This window comes from Variovorax sp. 278MFTsu5.1 (assembly GCF_048305045.1).
GTDB lineage: Bacteria > Pseudomonadota > Gammaproteobacteria > Burkholderiales > Burkholderiaceae_C > Variovorax > Variovorax guangxiensis.
Window position 1 is genome coordinate 4,963,209 of the sequence record NZ_CP157622.1, and the last position, 18,242, is coordinate 4,981,450.

16 protein-coding genes are annotated in these 18,242 nt (G+C 68.8%); 5 read left to right on the forward strand and 11 right to left on the reverse strand.

Features of this window, described 5'->3' with window-relative positions:
* Positions 1-45: 45 nt before the first annotated feature.
* A complete protein-coding gene (locus ABL844_RS23050; RefSeq protein ID WP_418129062.1) occupies positions 46-507 on the forward strand; it encodes an N-acetyltransferase family protein in 462 nt (153 codons plus the stop codon).
* 7 nt (positions 508-514) lie between these two features.
* Here ABL844_RS23050 and ABL844_RS23055 read toward each other — a convergent pair whose 3' ends face one another.
* Positions 515-856 (reverse strand): hypothetical protein, encoded by a 342-nt coding sequence (locus ABL844_RS23055; RefSeq protein WP_184641576.1) that lies wholly within the window; start codon positions 854-856, stop codon positions 515-517.
* A 198-nt stretch (positions 857-1,054) separates the two neighbouring features.
* On the opposite strand from ABL844_RS23055, the gene ABL844_RS23060 reads away from it, so the two are divergent.
* Complete coding sequence (locus ABL844_RS23060; RefSeq protein ID WP_369661345.1) at positions 1,055-2,962, forward strand: GspE/PulE family protein; 1,908 nt, start codon at positions 1,055-1,057, stop codon at positions 2,960-2,962.
* Positions 2,963-3,002: 40 nt separating this feature from the next.
* Here the strand turns inward: ABL844_RS23060 and ABL844_RS23065 are convergent, their stop codons facing one another.
* The gene (locus ABL844_RS23065; protein ID WP_418129064.1) at positions 3,003-4,172 is read right to left on the reverse strand and encodes a DJ-1/PfpI family protein; all 1,170 of its coding nucleotides are present in this window, start codon (positions 4,170-4,172) and stop codon (positions 3,003-3,005) included.
* A gap of 42 nt (positions 4,173-4,214) precedes the next feature.
* Between ABL844_RS23065 and ABL844_RS23070 the strand changes: the two genes are divergently transcribed.
* Both ABL844_RS23070 and ABL844_RS23075 read left to right on the forward strand, forming a co-directional pair.
* Positions 4,215-5,237, forward strand: coding sequence for a GlxA family transcriptional regulator (locus tag ABL844_RS23070; RefSeq protein ID WP_418129066.1), 1,023 nt, complete (start codon positions 4,215-4,217; stop codon positions 5,235-5,237).
* A gap of 182 nt (positions 5,238-5,419) precedes the next feature.
* The gene (locus tag ABL844_RS23075; RefSeq protein ID WP_418129068.1) at positions 5,420-7,156 is read left to right on the forward strand and encodes a YadA family autotransporter adhesin; all 1,737 of its coding nucleotides are present in this window, start codon (positions 5,420-5,422) and stop codon (positions 7,154-7,156) included.
* Between the two features lie 40 nt (positions 7,157-7,196).
* On the opposite strand, the gene ABL844_RS23080 is transcribed toward ABL844_RS23075, so the two are convergent.
* The 8 genes from ABL844_RS23080 to ABL844_RS23115 all read right to left on the reverse strand — a co-directional run bounded on the left by ABL844_RS23080 (position 7,197) and on the right by ABL844_RS23115 (position 16,563).
* Positions 7,197-7,505 (reverse strand): 1-deoxy-D-xylulose-5-phosphate synthase, encoded by a 309-nt coding sequence (locus ABL844_RS23080; RefSeq protein ID WP_418129070.1) that lies wholly within the window; start codon positions 7,503-7,505, stop codon positions 7,197-7,199.
* Positions 7,506-7,536: 31 nt separating this feature from the next.
* Positions 7,537-8,193, reverse strand: a complete 657-nt coding sequence (locus tag ABL844_RS23085; protein ID WP_418129071.1) for a restriction endonuclease — start codon at positions 8,191-8,193, stop codon at positions 7,537-7,539.
* Positions 8,194-8,297: 104 nt separating this feature from the next.
* The gene (locus ABL844_RS23090; protein WP_418129072.1) at positions 8,298-9,380 is read right to left on the reverse strand and encodes a DUF4419 domain-containing protein; all 1,083 of its coding nucleotides are present in this window, start codon (positions 9,378-9,380) and stop codon (positions 8,298-8,300) included.
* Between the two features lie 376 nt (positions 9,381-9,756).
* Positions 9,757-11,637 (reverse strand): WD40/YVTN/BNR-like repeat-containing protein, encoded by a 1,881-nt coding sequence (locus ABL844_RS23095; RefSeq protein ID WP_418129073.1) that lies wholly within the window; start codon positions 11,635-11,637, stop codon positions 9,757-9,759.
* A 237-nt stretch (positions 11,638-11,874) separates the two neighbouring features.
* Positions 11,875-13,215 carry an adenylosuccinate synthetase gene (locus ABL844_RS23100; RefSeq protein ID WP_418129075.1) on the reverse strand — a complete coding sequence of 447 codons (1,341 nt, stop codon included), beginning with the start codon at positions 13,213-13,215 and terminating at the stop codon, positions 11,875-11,877.
* A gap of 7 nt (positions 13,216-13,222) precedes the next feature.
* Positions 13,223-14,203, reverse strand: coding sequence for a VWA domain-containing protein (locus tag ABL844_RS23105; RefSeq protein ID WP_418129076.1), 981 nt, complete (start codon positions 14,201-14,203; stop codon positions 13,223-13,225).
* Between the two features lie 40 nt (positions 14,204-14,243).
* Positions 14,244-15,239 carry a lipopolysaccharide kinase InaA family protein gene (locus ABL844_RS23110; protein WP_418129077.1) on the reverse strand — a complete coding sequence of 332 codons (996 nt, stop codon included), beginning with the start codon at positions 15,237-15,239 and terminating at the stop codon, positions 14,244-14,246.
* 10 nt (positions 15,240-15,249) lie between these two features.
* The gene (locus ABL844_RS23115; protein WP_369661337.1) at positions 15,250-16,563 is read right to left on the reverse strand and encodes a hemolysin family protein; all 1,314 of its coding nucleotides are present in this window, start codon (positions 16,561-16,563) and stop codon (positions 15,250-15,252) included.
* 23 nt (positions 16,564-16,586) lie between these two features.
* Between ABL844_RS23115 and ABL844_RS23120 the strand changes: the two genes are divergently transcribed.
* Positions 16,587-17,432 carry a symmetrical bis(5'-nucleosyl)-tetraphosphatase gene (locus tag ABL844_RS23120; protein ID WP_418117350.1) on the forward strand — a complete coding sequence of 282 codons (846 nt, stop codon included), beginning with the start codon at positions 16,587-16,589 and terminating at the stop codon, positions 17,430-17,432.
* A 15-nt stretch (positions 17,433-17,447) separates the two neighbouring features.
* On the opposite strand, the gene ABL844_RS23125 is transcribed toward ABL844_RS23120, so the two are convergent.
* On the reverse strand, positions 17,448-18,164 hold the full coding sequence (locus ABL844_RS23125; RefSeq protein WP_184641565.1) for a GNAT family N-acetyltransferase: 717 nt from the start codon (positions 18,162-18,164) through the stop codon (positions 17,448-17,450).
* Between the last annotated feature and the right edge of the window lie 78 nt (positions 18,165-18,242).

The window sequence follows — 18,242 nt, forward strand, 5'->3', positions numbered from 1 at the left end:
GCCCATGTTGCAATTGCACGTTTTCAACGCGCAGTTTCCGACGACATGAGCTCTTCCCTGTTGATCCGCCCGCCAGTGGCCGCCGACTACGCGGCATGGAAGCCGCTCTGGGACGGCTACAACGCCTTCTACGGCCGAGAGGGCCCGAGCGCCCTCGCCGACGAGATCACGCAGGCCACCTGGCAGCGCTTCTTCGACGCCTACGAACCCGTGCATGCGCTGGTCGCCGAGCGCGACGGGCAACTGGTCGGCCTTACCCACTACCTCTTTCACCGCAGCACCACCCGGCTGGAGCCGACCTGCTACCTGCAGGACCTGTTCACCCTGCCTTCCGAACGCGGCAGGGGCGTCGGCCGCCTGCTGATCAGCGGTGTGTACGAGCGCGTGAAGCTCGCGGGCGGCCATCGCGTGTACTGGCAGACGCACGTGACCAACACGGCGGGCCGCACGCTCTACGACAAGGTCGCGACGCACGACGGCTTCATCGTGTACGGCACGCTGGTCTGATCCGCGCTCAGTACTTGATCGTCACACCGGCCTTCACGCCGTTGTTGGCCTTTCCATCCGACTGCACGCCGCCCGAGAACGACACGTTGCCGCCGGTGCTCGCGCCCAGCGAATACGTGGGCCGGGGCGTGGAGGTGTCGGTGCCGATGTAGGTGCCGCTGCCGTCGGGGCGCTGCACGCCGACGGTGGCGCCGTTGACGGTGGCCGATGTCTCGGTGGGATTGACGTTGGGGGCGACGTAGACGGAGCCCTTCTCGTCGCTGTCTACAGGCAGCTTGATGGGCTCTGCCCTCGCCGCGAAGCCGAGCATGCCCACCAGCGCAGTGGTGGCAAATATCAATCGATGCATTCCGGCGATGTTTGGCGAAGCGGCGGTTGCTGCCCGTAGGACGAAAGGAAATCCGGCGCACGGACCGTGCCGCCGGTTGCCGTCACGAGTTAACTCGTGGTTGACTTGAGTACTTGCGTACTCAAGCTCGAACCTGTGGCAATGGACCCGATCACGCTCTACGATCCATGCACGAAATCGAGCAGGAGAACGTCCCCCATGTCCATCAACGAAGTCGTCATGCCGGAGCAATTGCTGAACGCGCTGGAGGCCCAGAGCCGCACGCCCATCGCGCGCATCGGCGAGGCGCTCATCTCGCTGGGGATGGTCACGCAGGAGCAGCTTCGCGCGGGCCTGGACCGGCAGAAGCTGGACCCGATGGTGCCGCTGGGCGAGACGCTGGTGCGCATGGGCGTGGTGAGCCGGGGCCAGTTGCAGACGGCGCTGGTTCGCAAGATGGGCTATCCGCTGGTCAACCTGCATCTCTATCCGCCGGCGGCCGAGGCGCTGCGCAAGCTGCCGCACGCGGTGGCGCGGCGGCTGCAGGTCATGCCGCTGATGCTGCACGAGGGGCGGCTCATCGTCGCCATCGACGATCCGACCAGCCGGCATTCGGCGCTCGACGAGGTGGAGTTCATCGCACAGCTGAAGGTCACGCCGGTGGTGGGCCAGTGCCTGGACCTCGACGGCGTGCTGAACGCGGTGTACGAGAAGATCGGCGAGCACACGGGCGCGGCGCCCAACCCCTTCGCGGCCCACTTCGACCCGAGCCAGCCGCTGGACTTCGACGTGGCCGGCACGAGCGAGCTGCTGCAGACGCTGGAGAAGGAAGTCGCCGCGCCGCCGGCGGCAAGCGAGGCGCCCATCGAGCAGTCCGACAACTCGCTGGTGCGCATGATCAACAGCATGATCATCGAGGCGCACCGCGAGGGCGTCTCCGACATCCACATCGAGAGCTACCCGGGCCAGGAAAAGACCCGCATCCGCTTCCGGCGCGACGGCCTGCTCTACACCTACCTGGAGCTGCCGCCGAGCTACCGCAACGCGATCGTCGCGCGCGTGAAGATCATGTGCGACCTCGACATCAGCGAGAAGCGCAATCCGCAGGATGGCAAGATCAACTTCGCGAAGTACTCGCCACAGCACCGCATCGAGTTGCGCGTGGCGACCATTCCCACCAACAACGGCCTCGAAGACGTGGTGATGCGCATCCTGGCGTCGGCCAAGCCCATTCCGATGGACCGGCTGGGCCTGTCGCCCGACAACCTCGCGCAGTTGACGAAGGCGGTCGAGCGCCCCTACGGCATGGTGCTGTGCGTGGGCCCCACGGGCTCGGGCAAGACCACCACGCTGCACTCGGCGCTGATGCACATCAACACGCCCGAGCGCAAGATCTGGACCGCGGAAGACCCGGTGGAAATCACGCAGGCCGGGCTGCGGCAGGTGCAGATCAACCCGCGCATCGACTGGACCTTCGCCAAGGCGCTGCGCGCCTTCGTGCGCGCCGACCCGGACGTGATCATGGTCGGCGAGATCCGCGACGAGGAAACCGCCAAGACCGCCATCGAGGCCTCGCTGACAGGCCATCTGGTGCTCTCGACCCTGCACACCAACAGCGCGCCCGAGACCGTCACCCGCCTGCTGGACATGGGCATGGACCCGTTCAATTTCGCCGACTCGCTGCTGGCCGTGCTCGCCCAGCGGCTGGTGCGCCGCCTGTGCACGCAGTGCACCACCGGCACGCCCGCGAGCCCCGAGGCTGTAGAGGAACTGCTGGACGACTACATGCACGCCTTCGGCCCCGAGCAGCAGCGCGACGCGGCCCAGCGCCAGGCGGTGCTGGCCGGCTGGGTGCAGCGCCATGGCCGCGACGGGCGGCTGCACACCTACACCAGCAAGGGCTGCAAGCACTGCGGCGACACCGGCTTCAAGGGCCGCGTGGGCATCCATGAGCTGATGAGCATGTCGAAGACGCTGCGGCGGCTGGTGCAGACCGGCGCGCGCGCCGAGGAGCTCCAGCAGGCCGCGTTGCAGGAAGGCATGCGCACGCTGCGCCAGGACGGCATCGAGAAGGTGCTGGCCGGGCAGACCAGCATCGAGGAAGTGCGCGCGACCAGCAACGCCTAGGCGGCCAGCCGGCGCTGCCCCGTGTCCCCGCCCGGCACGGTCACCCGGCGCAGGCGGCGCCTTGCTGCGCCGGGTACTCCATCTCCAGCATCACCCAGTCGCGCCGCGCATCGCCGTGGCGGCCGGCGATCTCGCACAGCGTGCGGTCGAGCTGCGGCACCGGCTTGAGCGTGGCCGACAGGGGCAGCCGGGGAGCGCCATCACTGAGGCCATCGCCGGCGGAGGCGGGCCTGGCCAGCAGCACCAGTCCGCTGCGCAGCCTGACCGGGCCCGAGGCCGACACCGCCTCGACACGCACGCGCCCGGTGCGCTCCCATGCGTCCACAGCCAGCGCGAGGGATACGTCGTCCGTGCCGTCGCGCACCTCGACGCTCCAGCGCTCGACGCGCCAGAACGCGGCCTTGTTGAGCAGGTAGGCGAAGCGCTTGCCGGCATCGAGGCCGAAGGGCGTGCTGTCGTGCACCGGGCTCCACGAGGCCACGCCCAGTTCGGCCGCGAGCGCGGAGGCCTTTTCGCGTCCGCCGATGGCCTCCACCAGCGCCAGCATCGCGGGCACCGATGCGGTAATGCCGGTGGTGGTGGCCACGCCGCGGTCCACCACGTAGCGCCGGTGCGGTACGTGCGTCGAGCCCGCATGGCGCTTCAGCAGCGTGCCGCGGTCGTACCAGTGGCCCGCGAAGCGCCGGCCGTCGAGCAGCCCGGCCTGCCCCACCACAAGCGCGCCGGAACACACGCCGATCACCCGTGCGCCCTGCTGCGACTGCCGCCGCAGCCAGGCGGTGATCTCGGGCGCATCGTCCTTGAGCATCGCGGGGACGATCACGTAGTCGGCACCGGCGGGATGCGTGCGGTCGAAGCCGGCGAAGTCCTGCGCGCCGTCCACCTGCAGCGCGGGAAACAGGTCGATGCGGCCGGCGCGCGGCGCCACGATGCGCACGTCGGCGATGTCGGCGCGCCCGAGCACCGCGTACGGCAGGAGCAGATCGGTCATTTCGGTGCCGTCGTTGGACGCGAGCACGGCGATCACCGGCCGGCTGCCGCCCGGGCTGCGAGGCTTCATCGCATCGACGAAGGCCTGCTGGTCGCGCTGGAGCGCGGCCGCATCGTCGCGCGGCGGTGGCGGCAGCGGCGCGCCAGAGGAGCAGCCCGCCAGAACGAGCACCGCCATGCCGGCGGCAACCAGCGCGCGTGAAAATGACCCCGTGAACATCGCCGTTCCTCCATGGCTGCAAGCAATGCCCCGAGACTACGAATGCCCACCCTGCCCCACAAGGACGAAGAAGCCGCTGTTTCTGCCAGCCATGGCGCCGGCGGCGCGGTGGTGCTGCTCGCCTTCGATGGCGTCGAGGCCATCGACATCGCCGGCCCGGCCAGCGTCTTCAGCAAGGCCGAGCAGATGCGCCCCGGCACTTATCGGCTGCATATCGCGTCGCCCGCGGGCGGCAGCGTGCCCACCAACGGCGGCCTGAGCTTCGCGGGCACGCTGGCGCTGCGCGAACTGCCAGCCGCGATCGACACGCTGATCGTGGCCGGCGGCGACGAGCCCTCGGTGCGCTCTGCCATCCTCGAACAGAAGGTGAGCGAATGGATCGCCGAGGTCGCACCGCGCGTGCGCCGCGTGGGCAGCGTATGCACCGGAGCCTTCGCGCTCGCAGCCGCCGGCCTGCTCGACGGGCGCGAGGCCACCACGCACTGGAGCGCCTGCGACATGCTGCAGCAGCTGCGCCCGGGGGTGCGCGTGCAGCGCGAGCGAATCTACGTGCAGGACGGCCCGATGTGGACCTCCGCCGGCGTCACCACCGGCATCGAGCTGGCGCTGGCCCTCGTGGAAGACGACCTGGGCCATGCAGTGTCGATGGACATCGCCCGCACGCTGGCGCTGCCGATGCTGCGCGGCGGCGAGCAGCCGCAACTGAGCCAGGCACTGGAGGCACAGGCCACGGCCAGCCACCGGCTGCGCGAGCTGGTCGCGTGGATAGGCACGCATCCGCAGGAAGACCTGTCGGTCGAGGCGATGGCAGGGCGCGTGCAGATGAGCCCGCGCAATTTCGCGCGCGCCTTCGCCACCCAGACCGGCTGCACGCCCGCGCGCTTCGTCGAGCAGACCCGTGTGGCCGCCGCCGCGCAACTGCTGCGGCAGACGGGCTGGACGCAGGAGAAGATCGCCAGCCGCAGCGGCTTCCGCTCGGTGGATGCGCTGCAGCGCGCGTTCGCGCGCCAGCACGGGGTGACACCGCAAGGCTACCGCGACCAGGGCGCCCGCGCGGGGCGCTGAGCAGTCCGATCGCGGCGGCCGCCCTTCGCGTTCCCACTGAAGGGCAGCCCGACGGGCGAAGGCTCATGACCGGCCCCGAAAGGGCCGGATTTACCAGTTCTCGGGGATGGCGGCACTGGAAACAAAAACACACACTCGTGCTGTTTTTTTGTCTGTCTGCCGTTTCAGCGAAGGAGGAACTCATGACCACTCAGCCCAAACACGTACTCAGAAGCCTGCAGGCCGCCGCATTGCTCGCCATCGGAAGCGCCCACGCGGCAGGTTATGTAGCCGGCGCCCCGGGCAACCCGGGGCCCAACCAGCCGGGCTGGACGAGTTCCAGCGGCGGTGCCGCCGCCACGGTCCAGGGTGACGGCGCCACCGCCATCGGCGCGGGCGGCGACGGCAGCAACGGGACCGCCGGCGGAAGCGGCGGCATAGGCGGAGCCGGCGCCAGCGCGAGCGCGAACGGCGCGACGGCCATCGGCGGCGGCGGCACTGCCGGCCAGGGCTTCGCGGGTGGCACGGGCGGCGCCGGCGGCAGCGGCGCGCAGGCTTCGGCCAGCGGTGCCATCGCGGTCGGCGCGGGAGGCCAGGGCGCGGAAGGCTGCTGCGGCTTCCCCGGCACGGCCGGCGGCAGCGGCGCACAGGCATCGGGCACCTCGGCGGTCGCCATCGGCAGCGCATCGGGCACCACCCGGGGCGCGGTGGCATCGGGCAACGGCAGCACGGCGATCGGCGGCGCCTACAACGGTTCCGCCGGCGCGTCGGCGCTGGCCACCGGCGGCGTGGCCATCGGCTCGGGCAGCCAGGTCGCGGCCGGCGCTGCCAACAGCATCGCCATCGGCGCCAACTCGGTCGCCACCGCGGCGAACACGGTTTCCTTCGGCTCGGCGGGCCAGACGCGCACCCTCGTCAACGTGAGCGCGGGCGCGGTGAACGCCACCAGCACCGACGCAGTCAACGGCAGCCAGCTCCACACCGTGCAGCAGACCTCCGACACCGCACTGGGCCTCGCCCAGAACTCGGCGCAGTACGGCGCCGGCGGCACCGCGCTGCAGCTCAACGCCAACGGCGGCGCGGGCACCACCATCAACAACGTGGCCGCCGGCCAGGCGAGCAGCGACGCGGCCAACGTCGGCCAGGTGCAGCAGGCGCAGCAGACGGCCATCACCACCGCCAACAACTTCACCGTGCAGCAGGTCAGCGCGCTGCAGTCGCTGATGAACCAGGCGCTTTCCAGCGGCGTGTGCGCGGTGAGCGCAAGCGGCTCCGTGGCCTGCGGCCCAGGCGCGGGCGCCAGCGGCGCGGGCAGCACCTCGATGGGCACCAACGCGCAGGCCAACGGCGAGAACACCGTGGCCGTCGGCAACGGCGCGCAGGCCAACCATGCGGGCTCGGTCGCCATCGGCGCGGGCGCGAAGGCGCTGGCCGACCCGACCACCGCCGTCGGCAACAACGCCGTGGCCACCGGCAACAACGCCGTCGCGCTGGGCGCCAACACGCTGGCCAGCGGCAACAACGCGGTGGCGCTGGGCCAGGGCTCCGTGGCCGACCGGGACAACACCGTGTCGGTCGGCAACGCAGCCACCAACCAGTTGCGCGGCATCGCGAATGTCGCGCCCGGCCTGCTGGCCACCGACGCCGTCAACCTCGGCCAGCTGCAGCAGGCGGTGGCCAACGCGACCAGCCAGGCGAACGCCTTCGCCGCGCAGGGCGTCGCGGCGGCGCTGGCCATGCCGTCGATGCCGACATTGGCTGCAGGGAAGAAATGGATGGGCGCCGCCGTGGGCAACTACGCGGGCGCGTCGGGGGTGGGCGTGGCCTTCGGCTACCAGGTCAGCGACAACCTGAACCTGGGCGTGGGGGTTTCAACCGCGACCAGCAGCGGGAGCGGCAGCCGGGTGGCTGCTCGGGTGCAGGCGGGGTATGCGTGGTGAGGCGTCCGTGCGACGTCGATTGGCCGTGGGCCTATGGCCCCTAGCGCGGCAGTGTGGTTCTGCGGATTTTCGACCAATACTCCTCCCGAACGTCTTCGTCTATGGTGGGCCGGATGTGCGTCGGATAAAGCGCATCGCGCCCATCTTTTCGAGGTCCTGAAATCCAGTAGCGCTCGCCGGTTTCCACGTCGAAATAGTTCGACTTGAAGCCGCTCCCCTTCAAGCTGCTGAACGACTTTCCTGCGTAGTACAGCGTCGCGCCCGTCTTGGAAACCCTGACCCGGCCGATACGGGCCGGTCCCGTCAAACCGCTCGACTTCGCCTCGATGTACATGATGCGGCTCTTCATGGGACTGCGACTCCGTTGAGCGAACGACGTTTCAGGCTCTGCCCGCCATCTGCATCTTGTTCATGCATCGCAGCCGGGCGAAGTTGGCACAACCCCAGAACGGGTTCCCGCCATCCTTGGGCTGGCGCTCCACCATCTTGATGCCGCACTTGACACAGGTCGGTCGCCAGTAATCGCCTTCGTAGGCCACGCAGAGAAGCGCCGCCTGCTGTTCTGGCGTGCGCTTCGCAATCAGTTGCAACAGCCCCTGCCGATCTTGTGCGTTGATGCCGTTGGCCTTCGCGAAAGCCAGTGCATCTGATGTGAAGGTGGAACTGGTGGCAAAGGTACCGTACTGCAGATCGTGGGACTTGAGCACCCCGAAGAACTCGCGCATCTGTTGCACCGCAACGGGCTTGCTTCGCCAGTGTTTGCACTGGACGATCATAGGCTTGGGACTGTTGTCTGAATGAAGCCAAATGTCGATTCCGCCGTCGGCACCATGCGACTGGCTTTCCGTTCGCATGCCCGCCTGGGCGAACAGCGCCTCGCAAAGCGCCTCGAACCTCCGCCATTCGATGTCGTCGAAAACCTGGGCCGACCAACCGGGCTGAGGCTGCGGTCTTGCGCTGCCGCTCTCAGGAGATTCACTCTTCGCAGATCTTGCCTCCTGTGACTTGGCTTTGCTCATTCGCCAGAAACCGGCCATGTTCCACCTCCTGGAGACAAATGTAGCTTGATGTCACAGAGACACAAAGACCCGTACTTTTGCCGATGCCGAGCCCGCGGAGGTGGGCGATGCATGCGCCGCATTCAGAGCATTCCGGAATTCTCATGAACCACCGCCCACCCAAAGCTGGCTGACAGCGCGCCCGTCTCCTCATCCTGTTCAACGCCGAACATCCCCGCCACGAATCGCAATTGATGCTTCAGGCCACTCAGTTCGTCGACGCAGCACAGAGGAGCACTGGCCAATGCTTGCGGTATGGCCCCGATGCCAGGGCCTTCCGGCGGAATGTCGTGGCGCAACCATCCGGTGCGCGCATTTGCGGCGTCGAGATGCGCTTTCCAGCTGCACAAGTATTTGTTGGGCCCGAGCGCATTGGTTTTCCAATCGACTATCAGGTAGGGAAACAAAGTGACGATCCAGCCAGTCAGCTCGGAAGGTCCAGAACCGCTCTGGTAGCGGAAGAAGGAGCGCCAGAAGTCGATATCGACCTCACCTGCCGCAGCACGGTGGATCTTGTCCAGAACGGCGCAGAGCGTCTCGCTCCATTCCTCAAGCCCATAGGTAGCGAGCCGCTTGATGCGAGGAATCATCGAAGCCCAATCTTCCGGGGTACCGAGCAGTCTTATCTCGGGAATACCGCAACCGCAACGCACCTCATAGTCGAAGTAGCCCTCAAAGGTTTCCATCAAGCAGACATCGAATGCAGCCGCTTCAACAAGAGTGGTAGTCGAAAAGCGGGCGCTGACAACCTCCTTCAGCGCGCCGACGCTTTCTCCGATCTGCACGGAGAACGCCTCGAAAACCTCGGGCCACGGGTTCGGCTGGCCGAGAATGAAGTCGTGCCTCGCAACAACAAGTGTTCTCTTGCCCTCGTGCGTCACGAATCGTGATCGGAGCAATTCGGAGTTCTGTCCCACATGTGCCGCGAAACCTTGGGCGATGCAAAACCAGATGTCGTCCGGCCGGATGACCAGCGGATGGTGATCGTAGAAGGCGTCATGTGCCGCTTTCACGAACGCGTGCTGCGTATCGCACGAAACCAGCCGAGCCGCGGCGCAGTGCAAGTCCTCGGCCGGCTTGGCCAACAAGCTACGGACGCACTCCCGCGCGTCGAGTAACTGGTAAGGCTTGCCGCGGTTCACATCGGAAACCGCAAATGTCTTCATCTCTTGCTCCCCTGTTGGTCCCACTACTTTTCCATACCAGAAAGGACTGCACGCATTTCCAAGGCAGATGCTTGTGCCACGCGCGTCAGCCCGAACGCATCCAGGCACACCGGCAGGCTGCTCAACACCTCCGCGTGTTCCACCCACGCATGTGGCCTGGCGATGAGGTGCGGCTCATAGAGAACTCGGCATTTCGCAGCAACTACATCAGCACCTGCTGATGATCGAGGTTCCGTATGCCGCCAAGTGGCAGCGACGCGATTCGGCCCGCATCGGCCGTGCGACAACCATCGCACCAGCGCAGCCTAGCTCCCTAGAGGGCATCGAGGTGGCTCGTCACCAGCCCGTCAGCATGCAAAGAGGCCCGCGATCGGCTTCAGCGAACGACGAATGCCGCATTGGCCAGCACATAGCCGACGGGCGTGAACACGCCGCCTCCCACGTATTGCAGCTCCAGCGAGTCCTGCTGCCCTCCGGAAATCGACCCGGCCGTGCCGAGGGTGGTCGAAGTGCGACGCGTGCCGAGTTGGATGGCCGAGCCCGCCTTGGCGGCGGCCACCTTCAGGCCGTCGGTGCTGCTCGCGACCGCAGTCCAGCTACCGCCGTCGCTGGTCGCGCGCCAGGTCCGGCCGCTGTCGCTGGACTCGTAGAGGCGGCCACCGCTGGTGGCGGCCACGACGTAGCGGCCGTCGGCGGACGTGGCAATGCCTCGCCAATCACGGCTGACGGTCTGCGCTTCCCATGTGGTACCCGAATCGGTGGAGAGCCAGATCGCGCCCGTGTCCACGGTGGCGTACAGGGTGCTGCCGTCCGCCGATGCCGCCACCGACCACCAGAACTGGCCGCTCGCGCGCGGGGTCCAGCTCACGCCATAGTCGGTCGAGACAAACAGCTGGGAACCATTGGTGGCCGCCACCAGAACCCGTCCATCGGCCGAAGAGGCCACGGCGCGCCAGGCGCGGCTCGACTCACGCGCCGTCCAACTGCCACCGCCATCCGCCGAGGTCCAGATCTGCCCGAGGTAGGCGGTCGCGACCAGGCGCGACCCGTCGGCGGAACTGGCCACCGCACTCCAGGCCCGGGACGATCCGTCGTTGGTCCAGTTGAGGCCGCCATCGGCCGAGCGGTAAAGCGCACCGCCGTTGGATGCAGCGATCAGCGACAGGCCATCGCTGGAAGAAGCGATCCCACTCCAGGGCTGTCCCATGAGGCGCGGGATCCAGGTCGTACCGGAATCATCCGAGGTGTAGAGCTCGCCGCTGGTGGACACTGCCGCCAGGCGGGTGGCATCGGCGGACGAGGCAATGCCGCTCCAGCTGCCGGCGGGCGACACCGGGCGCCAGTCGAAGTCCGTTCCGCCGGGCAGGCCGCGCGTGTCGATGCGCTGCCCCGCGTTCTGCGCGATGGTCCACCCGCCGCTGCCCACCCCCACCACCTTGATCCAATCGCCCACCGTGGGCGCGGGCGGCAGCGTGAGCGTGACGCCGGTGCTCGAATTCGCCTGATAGCCGGTGTTCGACTCGGTCTGGAAACTCGAGGCGGTGACGCTGACCCAGCGCGTGTCGGCCGGCGCGGCCGCGCACACGTAGGCCGTGGCCGTGACCTCCGCGGCGTCGAGCACGCCGTTGGCGTTCAGGTCCAGCCCGGACTGCACTCGTTGACCGCCATAGGCGCAGGTGCCGCCCGGTGCTTCGGCGGCGAATGCGAGCAGGCTGTCGCGGCCATTCGACCCTACAGCACCCGCTGCGCCGGTGGCGCCCGGCGCACCGCCGCAGACGTATGCAGAACTCGTCACCTCCGCATCCTCGAGCACGTCATTGCGGTTCAGGTCCTTGCCGGCCAGCACCTGCGAGCCGCCCTGCGCGCAGTTGCTGCCGGCGGGCTCGGCCCGCATGCGCACCAGCGTGCTGAGGCCATCCGCCCCGGCGGTGGCGTTGCAGATGTACTGGGTGGACGTGACTTCGCTGTCCGCGAGCACGTGATCGTTGTCGGCGTCCAGGCCGGCCTCGATGCGTGCACCGCCCAGGGTGCAGTTGACGCCGACCGCCTCCGGCTTGATGCGCATCAGGACGGTGGATTCGCCGGACGTGCCGCCGGGCGCAGGCGCGGCGGGCTGCTGCGCGGGGGGAACGAAGAATGCCCCGCTGCCCGCACCGCCTCCGCCACCGCCACACGCGGCCAACGCCACAGCGGAAATCAGGCCTGCGGCCAGGCGGGCATTGCGAACGCAGAAGCAGGCAAGTCTGGACGAAGGCATGAGCGGGCGCGGTGAATGTACGAAGGCGCGATTTGGGTTGCACCGGCGAAATGAAACGCAACGTATTGTAAGAAACTGCCGCACAAAGTCACATCTCGACAAGCCGGTAGCAGGCGTACAGAGACGTCGGCCGGCATGCCAGGAGCCCGGAACGAGGCGCTCGTTGCAACAGAACCCGCTTTTTGCCGCTGAATGGACAGGTCACGCGCCGCCGCCGGCTGCCCCCCGCGTTCTCGATCAGGGCAGATGCTTGCGCCCTCGCACGCTCTCCCGCGTCGGCCCGAAAGAGCCGAAACGAACCGGCAGGCCGCTCAGCGCCTCTGCGTGCTCCACCCACGCATGCGGCGTGGCGATGAAATGCGGCTCGTAGATCGGCTCGGCGCTTTGCAGCAACTGCGTCAGCGCCTGCTGGTGATCGAGGTCCCGCACGCCGCCCAGGGGCAGCGAAGCGATCCGCCCCGCATCGTCCGTGCGATAGCCCGCGCACCATCGCAAACCTGCCCTCTCGATGGCATCCAGGTGACTCACCGCCAGCCCATCGAGCGTTCCGACCACATCGAGCGCATAGCGCAGCAGCACCGCATCGGGGTGCCCCCTGCGGAATGCGCCCTGCCAGCCTTCGTCGGCGTTGTGCGGTTCGGCCAGCCGCGCATCGAGCATGCGGTCGTGCGTGGGCAGCGGGCCCGGGCCGTGGCGCGTGAGGTAGCTGCGCAGCACGCCCAGATGCTGGACGGGGGCGTCGATGCCGGCATCGTGCAGCACGGCTTCGACGGCGGCGGTCGAGATGGTGCTCCAGGTGGTGTGCGGATGGAAGCCGTGCCATTCGTCGAGCAGCACGCCCTGGGCGCCCTCGAAGATCACGGTGCCGGGCCGCGCGAGGCGTTCGGCGATGCGGTCGATGCTCGCGGGCGGCGATTGCGCCACGCATGGTGCGGCGGCTTCCAGCCAGCGGCACGCAAGCGTGTCGTCGCGCAGCATGGCGATTTCCTGCGCGGCATGGGCGTGCCGCAGCGCCGGGCTGGCCGCGAACTCGTGCAGAAGCACGGTGCGCAGCGCTTCGATCTTTTCGAATGCACGTGCAGGATTGCGCAGATCGCCATAGCGCAGCGCTTCATCGGGCGAGGCCAGCGCCTGCCGCGCGGTCTCGCCCACGCCGACGCCGCAGCTGCCGTGCGCGGCCTCGCCCCGTTCCAATTCGCGCAGGCGGCCTGCGGCCTGGTGGAACGGCGTGGTCACGCGGCAGCGCGCGTCGACGAGCAGCCGCCCGAAGGCGTCTTCCACGCCGACCCGGCGCAGCGCGGCTTCCTCCACGCGCAGCGCCGTGGGGTGCACGACCACCGGGCTCGCAAGCACGGTGCCCACGCCCGCATGGAAGCTGCCGGCGCCGAACTGCGAGAAGGTGTGGTGCCGCCCGTCGGCCAGCACGACGTTGTGTCCGGCCTGTGCGCCGCCGTTGAAGCGCACCACGGTGTGGGCGTCCAGCGCGCCGCCGAGGTGGTCGGTGAAGAGCCCCTTGCCGCAGTCCCCGAAGCCGAGGCCCAGCAGCGAGACGTAGTGCGTACGAGCGTGCGCCGTCACACGGCCGTCAGCCGAACAACCGCTTCCACCACGACGAGCGCGCACCGGCCGCGGCTGCCGCCACGCTGGGCGGCGCATGACGTGGCGCGCCCGGGTCGAGCAGCGCGGCGTAGGCGTCGAGCGCGTGCAGCACGCCGCCCACGCGTTCCTTCTCCATGCCGGTGGCGCTCATCACGCCGGCCAGCGCTTCGAGGCTGGGCACGGCCTTCTCGGTGAGGGCGACGATGCCGGCGGCCACGGCGCAGGCGTCGTCGGGCGAGTCCATGCAGATGACGTGGTCGCCCAGCAGTTCGCGCCAGCGGCCTTCGCAGCGGCGGCGGCGCTGCGCGTCGGGGATCAGGAAGAACAGATGCGTGGTCTCGGCCGCGGCGGCGATGACTTCCTCGATGGGAATGTCCTCGTCGAGCTTCTCCCCGATGAGGCCCTCGATCTGGTGGCGCGAGACGGCCGGATAGGGCAGCTCGTCGCCCGTCACGAACAGGTAGCCGCGCTTCCTGCGCTTGACCCAGCAGTCCATGTCGGTGTGCTGCGCCATCACGTAGAAGGCGAGCTCGTAGCTTTCCTCGCCGGTGCCGCCGCCACCGCCTTCCAGGTAGCTCCAGGTGAGCCACTGGTCCATGAGGTTGGCGGTCGATTCGAACTGGCCGACCTGCAGCGGTGCATGGTCGGAGTTGGCGTCGCCGATGGCCATGAACAGGAGTTGCGGGTCCGCCACGCCGCAATCGGTCAGCAGCTTCATGAAGGTGGGCAGCTCGCGGCGCGCGAGGATCTGCGGGATGTCGCCCATGGAGCCGGTCACGTCCAGCGCGAAGGCGATGCCCAGCGAGTTCGGATGGTCGGCGTTGTCGCGCGATTCGCGCACCTTGAGCCCTTGCGGGTTCATCAGCGGATGCGTGGAACGCTGCGTGAAGACTTCCGCGCCCGGTCTCGCGGCGCGGTCGGCGATGAGTGCCGTGTGGGCGGCGTGCGAGTAGTTTCCGTAGCCCATGGGTTCTGCTCCTCTGTGACTGTTGTACGTATGCCTTGCGTCAGGCGCCGGCGTGCGGTGCGGGCGCCGGATCGAAATGGACGAACCTCGGCGCACCGAAAGCTTCGCGCGAAGCCGCCGACAGCGCCTGCTCGATGCCCTGCGCGCCCAGGCGCCCGCAGGCGGCTGCGTCCTCGCTGCATTCGCGCAGCAAGGCGGCGAGAGGCGCGGGTGTGTGGGAACCAAGGCCGGGCTCGCCGGGTGCTGCGCCGTGCAGCACGGCGCGCACGGCCCAGGCCGATTGCATCAGGTCGCGCGCGACGGCCGCGTCGTGCGCCGGCCCGGTGGCCTGCTGCGCGCGCGACCAGCCGATGAGCAGCACGCCATGGTCGCGCGGATGCACGAGCGCATGCGAGGGCGACAGGTCGCGGTGCGTCCAGCCGGCGCCATGAACGAAGGCCAGCACTTCCAGCATGCGGCGCCAGATCCATACGGCGTGGCGCGGGTCGATGCCTTGCGGGTTGGCCTGCCGCACGTCTTGCAGGCTGCCCCAGAAACCGGTCGGGTGGCGCAACACCAGCGCCTGCCGCGAGCCGTCGCTCATTGCACTCGCCAGCCCTTCGGCCACGCCGATGCCCAGCGGCTGCGGCAGGCGGCGGGTGAAGTAGGCCGCGCCGGGCACGGAAAGATCCTGCAGGGCTTGCAGCACGGTGAATTCGCGCTGCAGCACGCCGTCTGCCGAACTCTCGCGTGCAAGCTTGAAGGTGACGCGCTCGGGCAGCGCGCCCAGTCGTTCGGCCAGCAGTACATCGCTGTGCTCGCCGGTGGCCAGCGGCGCGAGCACGCGGTAGCGACCGCCGCGCCACGCAAGAACGCGGCCGCCGGGCACGTCGGCATTGGCCCGGCGCCATGCGGCACGGAAGCTCTCGCGCTCGACGATCTCCTGCCCGCGCACCACGGTGGCGCCGCAGTAGCTGCAGTTCACCGTGCGCCACCGGGCGGCGCGCGGCAGGGGCGCGGAGCACTGGGGGCAGCTGAGAGCCTGCAGCGACAGCATGGCCCGCGCCCTACTCTTCCCTGGGCGGGGCCGTCGGGTCCGGCGAGGCCAGCACCCGGTCGATGCGGCGGCCTTCGAGCGCGACGATCTCGAAGCACCAGCCGGCGCAGTCGATCTGCTCGCCCACCTCCGGCAGGTGGCCCGACACGGCCATCAGCAGGCCGGCCACGGTGTTGTAGAGGCCGCGCTCCTCGTCGGGCAGCTCGCGAATGCCCAGGCGCGCGCGCAGCTCCGACACGGGCATGAGGCCGTCGAGCTCCCAGAGGCCGTCGGCGCGCTGGTGCGCCCAGGCGTCGGTCTGCATGCCGGGCTGCAGCTCGCCGGTGATGGCTTCGAGCAGGTCGCGCGGCGTCATGAGGCCCTGCACCACGCCGTATTCGTCGACCACGAACACGAGCCGGCCGGCGCGGGCGCGGAACTGCTCCAGCAGCTCCATGCCGGTGAGGGTCTCGGGCACGAACACGGCGGGCGACGCCTCCTGGCCCAGCACGCCGATATGCGCGGGGCCCAGGCGCAGCAGGTGCGCAACGCTGATCACACCGACCACGTCGTCCAGCGAATTGCGGCACACCGGATACCAGGAGTGCACCAGATTGAGCGCGCCCGCGTCGGCCACCTTCTGCAGCGCCTGCTGCACGGTGAAGGAGGCGTCGAGCCATTCGATGTCGGCGCGCGGGATCATCAGCGACGACAGGCGCCTGTCGTCGAGGTGGAACACGTTGCGCACCATCTGGTGCTCGTGCTGCTCGATGACGCCGGCGTCCACGCCCTCTTCGAGGCTGGCGGAGATTTCCTCCTCGGTCACCGAACGCGCCGCGTTGGCGTCGATGCGCAGCACCTTCAGCGTGGCGGCGGTAGCGCCCGCCAGCAGCCACACGAAGGGCTTCGCACCCTTGGCCAGCCCGCGCATCGGGCGAGACACCCAGCGCGCCACCGGCTCGGGATAGAGCTGGCCGATGCGCTTGGGCACCAGCTCGCCGAAGATGATGGTGAAGAAGGTGATGCAGGTGACCACCAGCGCGGTCGACGCGATGCTGGCCGTGCCGCGGCCCATGCCCAGCCCTTCCATCCACACGCCGAGCGGCTCGGCGAAGGCGGCCTCGCCCACGATGCCGCTGAGCATGCCGATGGAGGTGATGCCGATCTGCACCGTCGAGAGGAACTGCGTGGGCGATTCCATCAGCTTCAGCGCGGCCACCGCGCCGGCGTCTCCCGTTTCGGCCAATGCCGCGAGACGTGCGCGCCGGCTGGTGGAAAGGGCCATTTCGGACATTGCGAACAACGCGTTCAGCGTGGTCAGCAAGGCCAGGAGGAAGACATCCATGAACTGAGGGAGAGAATGGGGGAATGGCACTTTACTTGATCGGCGACCTGCAGGGCTGCGACGCCCCCTTCCAGCGGCTGCTGCGGAAGATCGACTTCTCCCCCAGCCGCGACACCCTCGTGCTGCTGGGCGACCTGGTGAACCGGGGCCCCGATTCGCTCTCGGTGCTGCGCCACGTGCAGGGCTACGGCGCCTCGGCACTGAGCCTGCTGGGCAACCACGACCTGCACCTGCTGGGCGTTGCGCACGGCGCGCGCAAGGCCGGCCGCAAGGACACGCTGGGCGAGCTTCTCGCCGCCGCGGATGCCGAGGCGCTGCTCGACTGGCTGCGCAACCAGCACATGGCGCTGCATATGCGCATAGGCGCCGGCGACCTGCTGATGGTGCATGCGGGCGTGCTGCCGCAATGGACGGTGGGCGACACGCTGGTGCTGGCCTCCGAGCTCGAGTCGGTGCTGCGCGGCCCGGCGCTGGGCGAATTCCTGATGTCGATGTACGGCAACGAGCCGGCCCGATGGAGCGACACGCTCACCGGAAGCGCCCGCCTGCGCGCCATCGTCAACGCGCTGACGCGCATGCGCTTCTGCACCGCGGACGGCGTGATGGAGTTCGAGGCGAAAGACAGCGCCGCCACCGCGCCCGAGGGCTACATGCCGTGGTTCGACGTGCCCGGGCGCAAGACGGCCAACGCCACCGTCGCATTCGGCCACTGGTCCACGCTGGGCTGGCTCTCGCGGCCCGACCTGCTGTCCACCGACACCGGCTGCGTGTGGGGCGGCTGCCTTAGCGCGGTGCGCATCGGCGCGACGCTGGACGAGCGCGAGCTGATCCAGGTCGAGTGCGAGCAGGCGCAGAAGCCGGGCAAGTAGCCGGCCGCGGAGGGATCAGGAAGAAGGCAGCCGGAACTTGTCGAGCGACATGCGCTGGCCGCCCTTCTCGTCGAAGTTGCCGGGCGCCAGCCAGCGCTCGAAGGCCGTGCGCAGCGCCGGCCACTCGCTGTCGATGATCGAGAACCACGCCGTATCGCGTGTTCGGCCCTTGTAGATCACCGCCTGGCGGAACAGCCCCTCGTACCTGAAGCCCAGCCGCAGCGCCGCGCGCTTCGAGGGCTCGTTGAAGTTGTCGCACTTCCATTCGTAGCGGCGGTACCCCAGCTCGTCGAAGGCGAACTTCATCAGCAGATACTGCGCCTCGGTGGACATCGGCGTGTTCTTGAGCAGTGGCGAGAAGTTGACGGTGCCCACCTCGATGGCCCCGTTGGCCGGGTCGATGCGCATCAGCGCCAGCGAACCCACGGCGCGGCCGCTTCGCACGTCGACGACGGCGAAGTGCAGCGGATCGCTGCTCTTCGCGATGCGCTCGGCATAGGCCCGCAGGCCGGCCAGATCGGCGGGCCGCTCCACGCCAAGGTAGGTCCAGTCGCGACCATCCGGCGCCTGCGCATAGGCGGCGTACAGATCGTCGGCGTGTTTTGCAACGTCGAGCGGCTCGAGCCTGCAGAAACGGCCCTCGATGACGCGGCGCGGCGGCAGGGCGCGGGGCGTCCATTCGGGAACCTCGGGGCCGATGGACTGGCCGAACTCGTTCTGGCGGGCTGACATGGGTGGAAGCTCTTTCGGTGGATGGTGAACGGCGGGGCCGGAGAGCGCTAAAGTAGCCGCAACGTGGCGCCACGAGAA

Excerpts from the sequence above, each read along its gene's own strand:
- ABL844_RS23105 (WP_418129076.1), bottom strand. The coding sequence starts at position 14,203 with ATGGGCTACGGAAACTACTCGCACGCCGCCCACACGGCACTCATCGCC.
- ABL844_RS23050 (WP_418129062.1), top strand. The coding sequence starts at position 46 with ATGAGCTCTTCCCTGTTGATCCGCCCGCCAGTGGCCGCCGACTACGCG.
- ABL844_RS23075 (WP_418129068.1), top strand. The coding sequence starts at position 5,420 with ATGACCACTCAGCCCAAACACGTACTCAGAAGCCTGCAGGCCGCCGCA.
- ABL844_RS23085 (WP_418129071.1), bottom strand. The coding sequence starts at position 8,193 with ATGGCCGGTTTCTGGCGAATGAGCAAAGCCAAGTCACAGGAGGCAAGA.
- ABL844_RS23070 (WP_418129066.1), top strand. The coding sequence starts at position 4,215 with ATGCCCACCCTGCCCCACAAGGACGAAGAAGCCGCTGTTTCTGCCAGC.
- ABL844_RS23095 (WP_418129073.1), bottom strand. The coding sequence starts at position 11,637 with ATGCCTTCGTCCAGACTTGCCTGCTTCTGCGTTCGCAATGCCCGCCTG.
- ABL844_RS23115 (WP_369661337.1), bottom strand. The coding sequence starts at position 16,563 with ATGGATGTCTTCCTCCTGGCCTTGCTGACCACGCTGAACGCGTTGTTC.
- ABL844_RS23125 (WP_184641565.1), bottom strand. The coding sequence starts at position 18,164 with ATGTCAGCCCGCCAGAACGAGTTCGGCCAGTCCATCGGCCCCGAGGTT.
- ABL844_RS23120 (WP_418117350.1), top strand. The coding sequence starts at position 16,587 with ATGGCACTTTACTTGATCGGCGACCTGCAGGGCTGCGACGCCCCCTTC.
- ABL844_RS23080 (WP_418129070.1), bottom strand. The coding sequence starts at position 7,505 with ATGAAGAGCCGCATCATGTACATCGAGGCGAAGTCGAGCGGTTTGACG.
- ABL844_RS23060 (WP_369661345.1), top strand. The coding sequence starts at position 1,055 with ATGTCCATCAACGAAGTCGTCATGCCGGAGCAATTGCTGAACGCGCTG.
- ABL844_RS23090 (WP_418129072.1), bottom strand. The coding sequence starts at position 9,380 with ATGAAGACATTTGCGGTTTCCGATGTGAACCGCGGCAAGCCTTACCAG.
- ABL844_RS23110 (WP_418129077.1), bottom strand. The coding sequence starts at position 15,239 with ATGCTGTCGCTGCAGGCTCTCAGCTGCCCCCAGTGCTCCGCGCCCCTG.
- ABL844_RS23055 (WP_184641576.1), bottom strand. The coding sequence starts at position 856 with ATGCATCGATTGATATTTGCCACCACTGCGCTGGTGGGCATGCTCGGC.
- ABL844_RS23065 (WP_418129064.1), bottom strand. The coding sequence starts at position 4,172 with ATGTTCACGGGGTCATTTTCACGCGCGCTGGTTGCCGCCGGCATGGCG.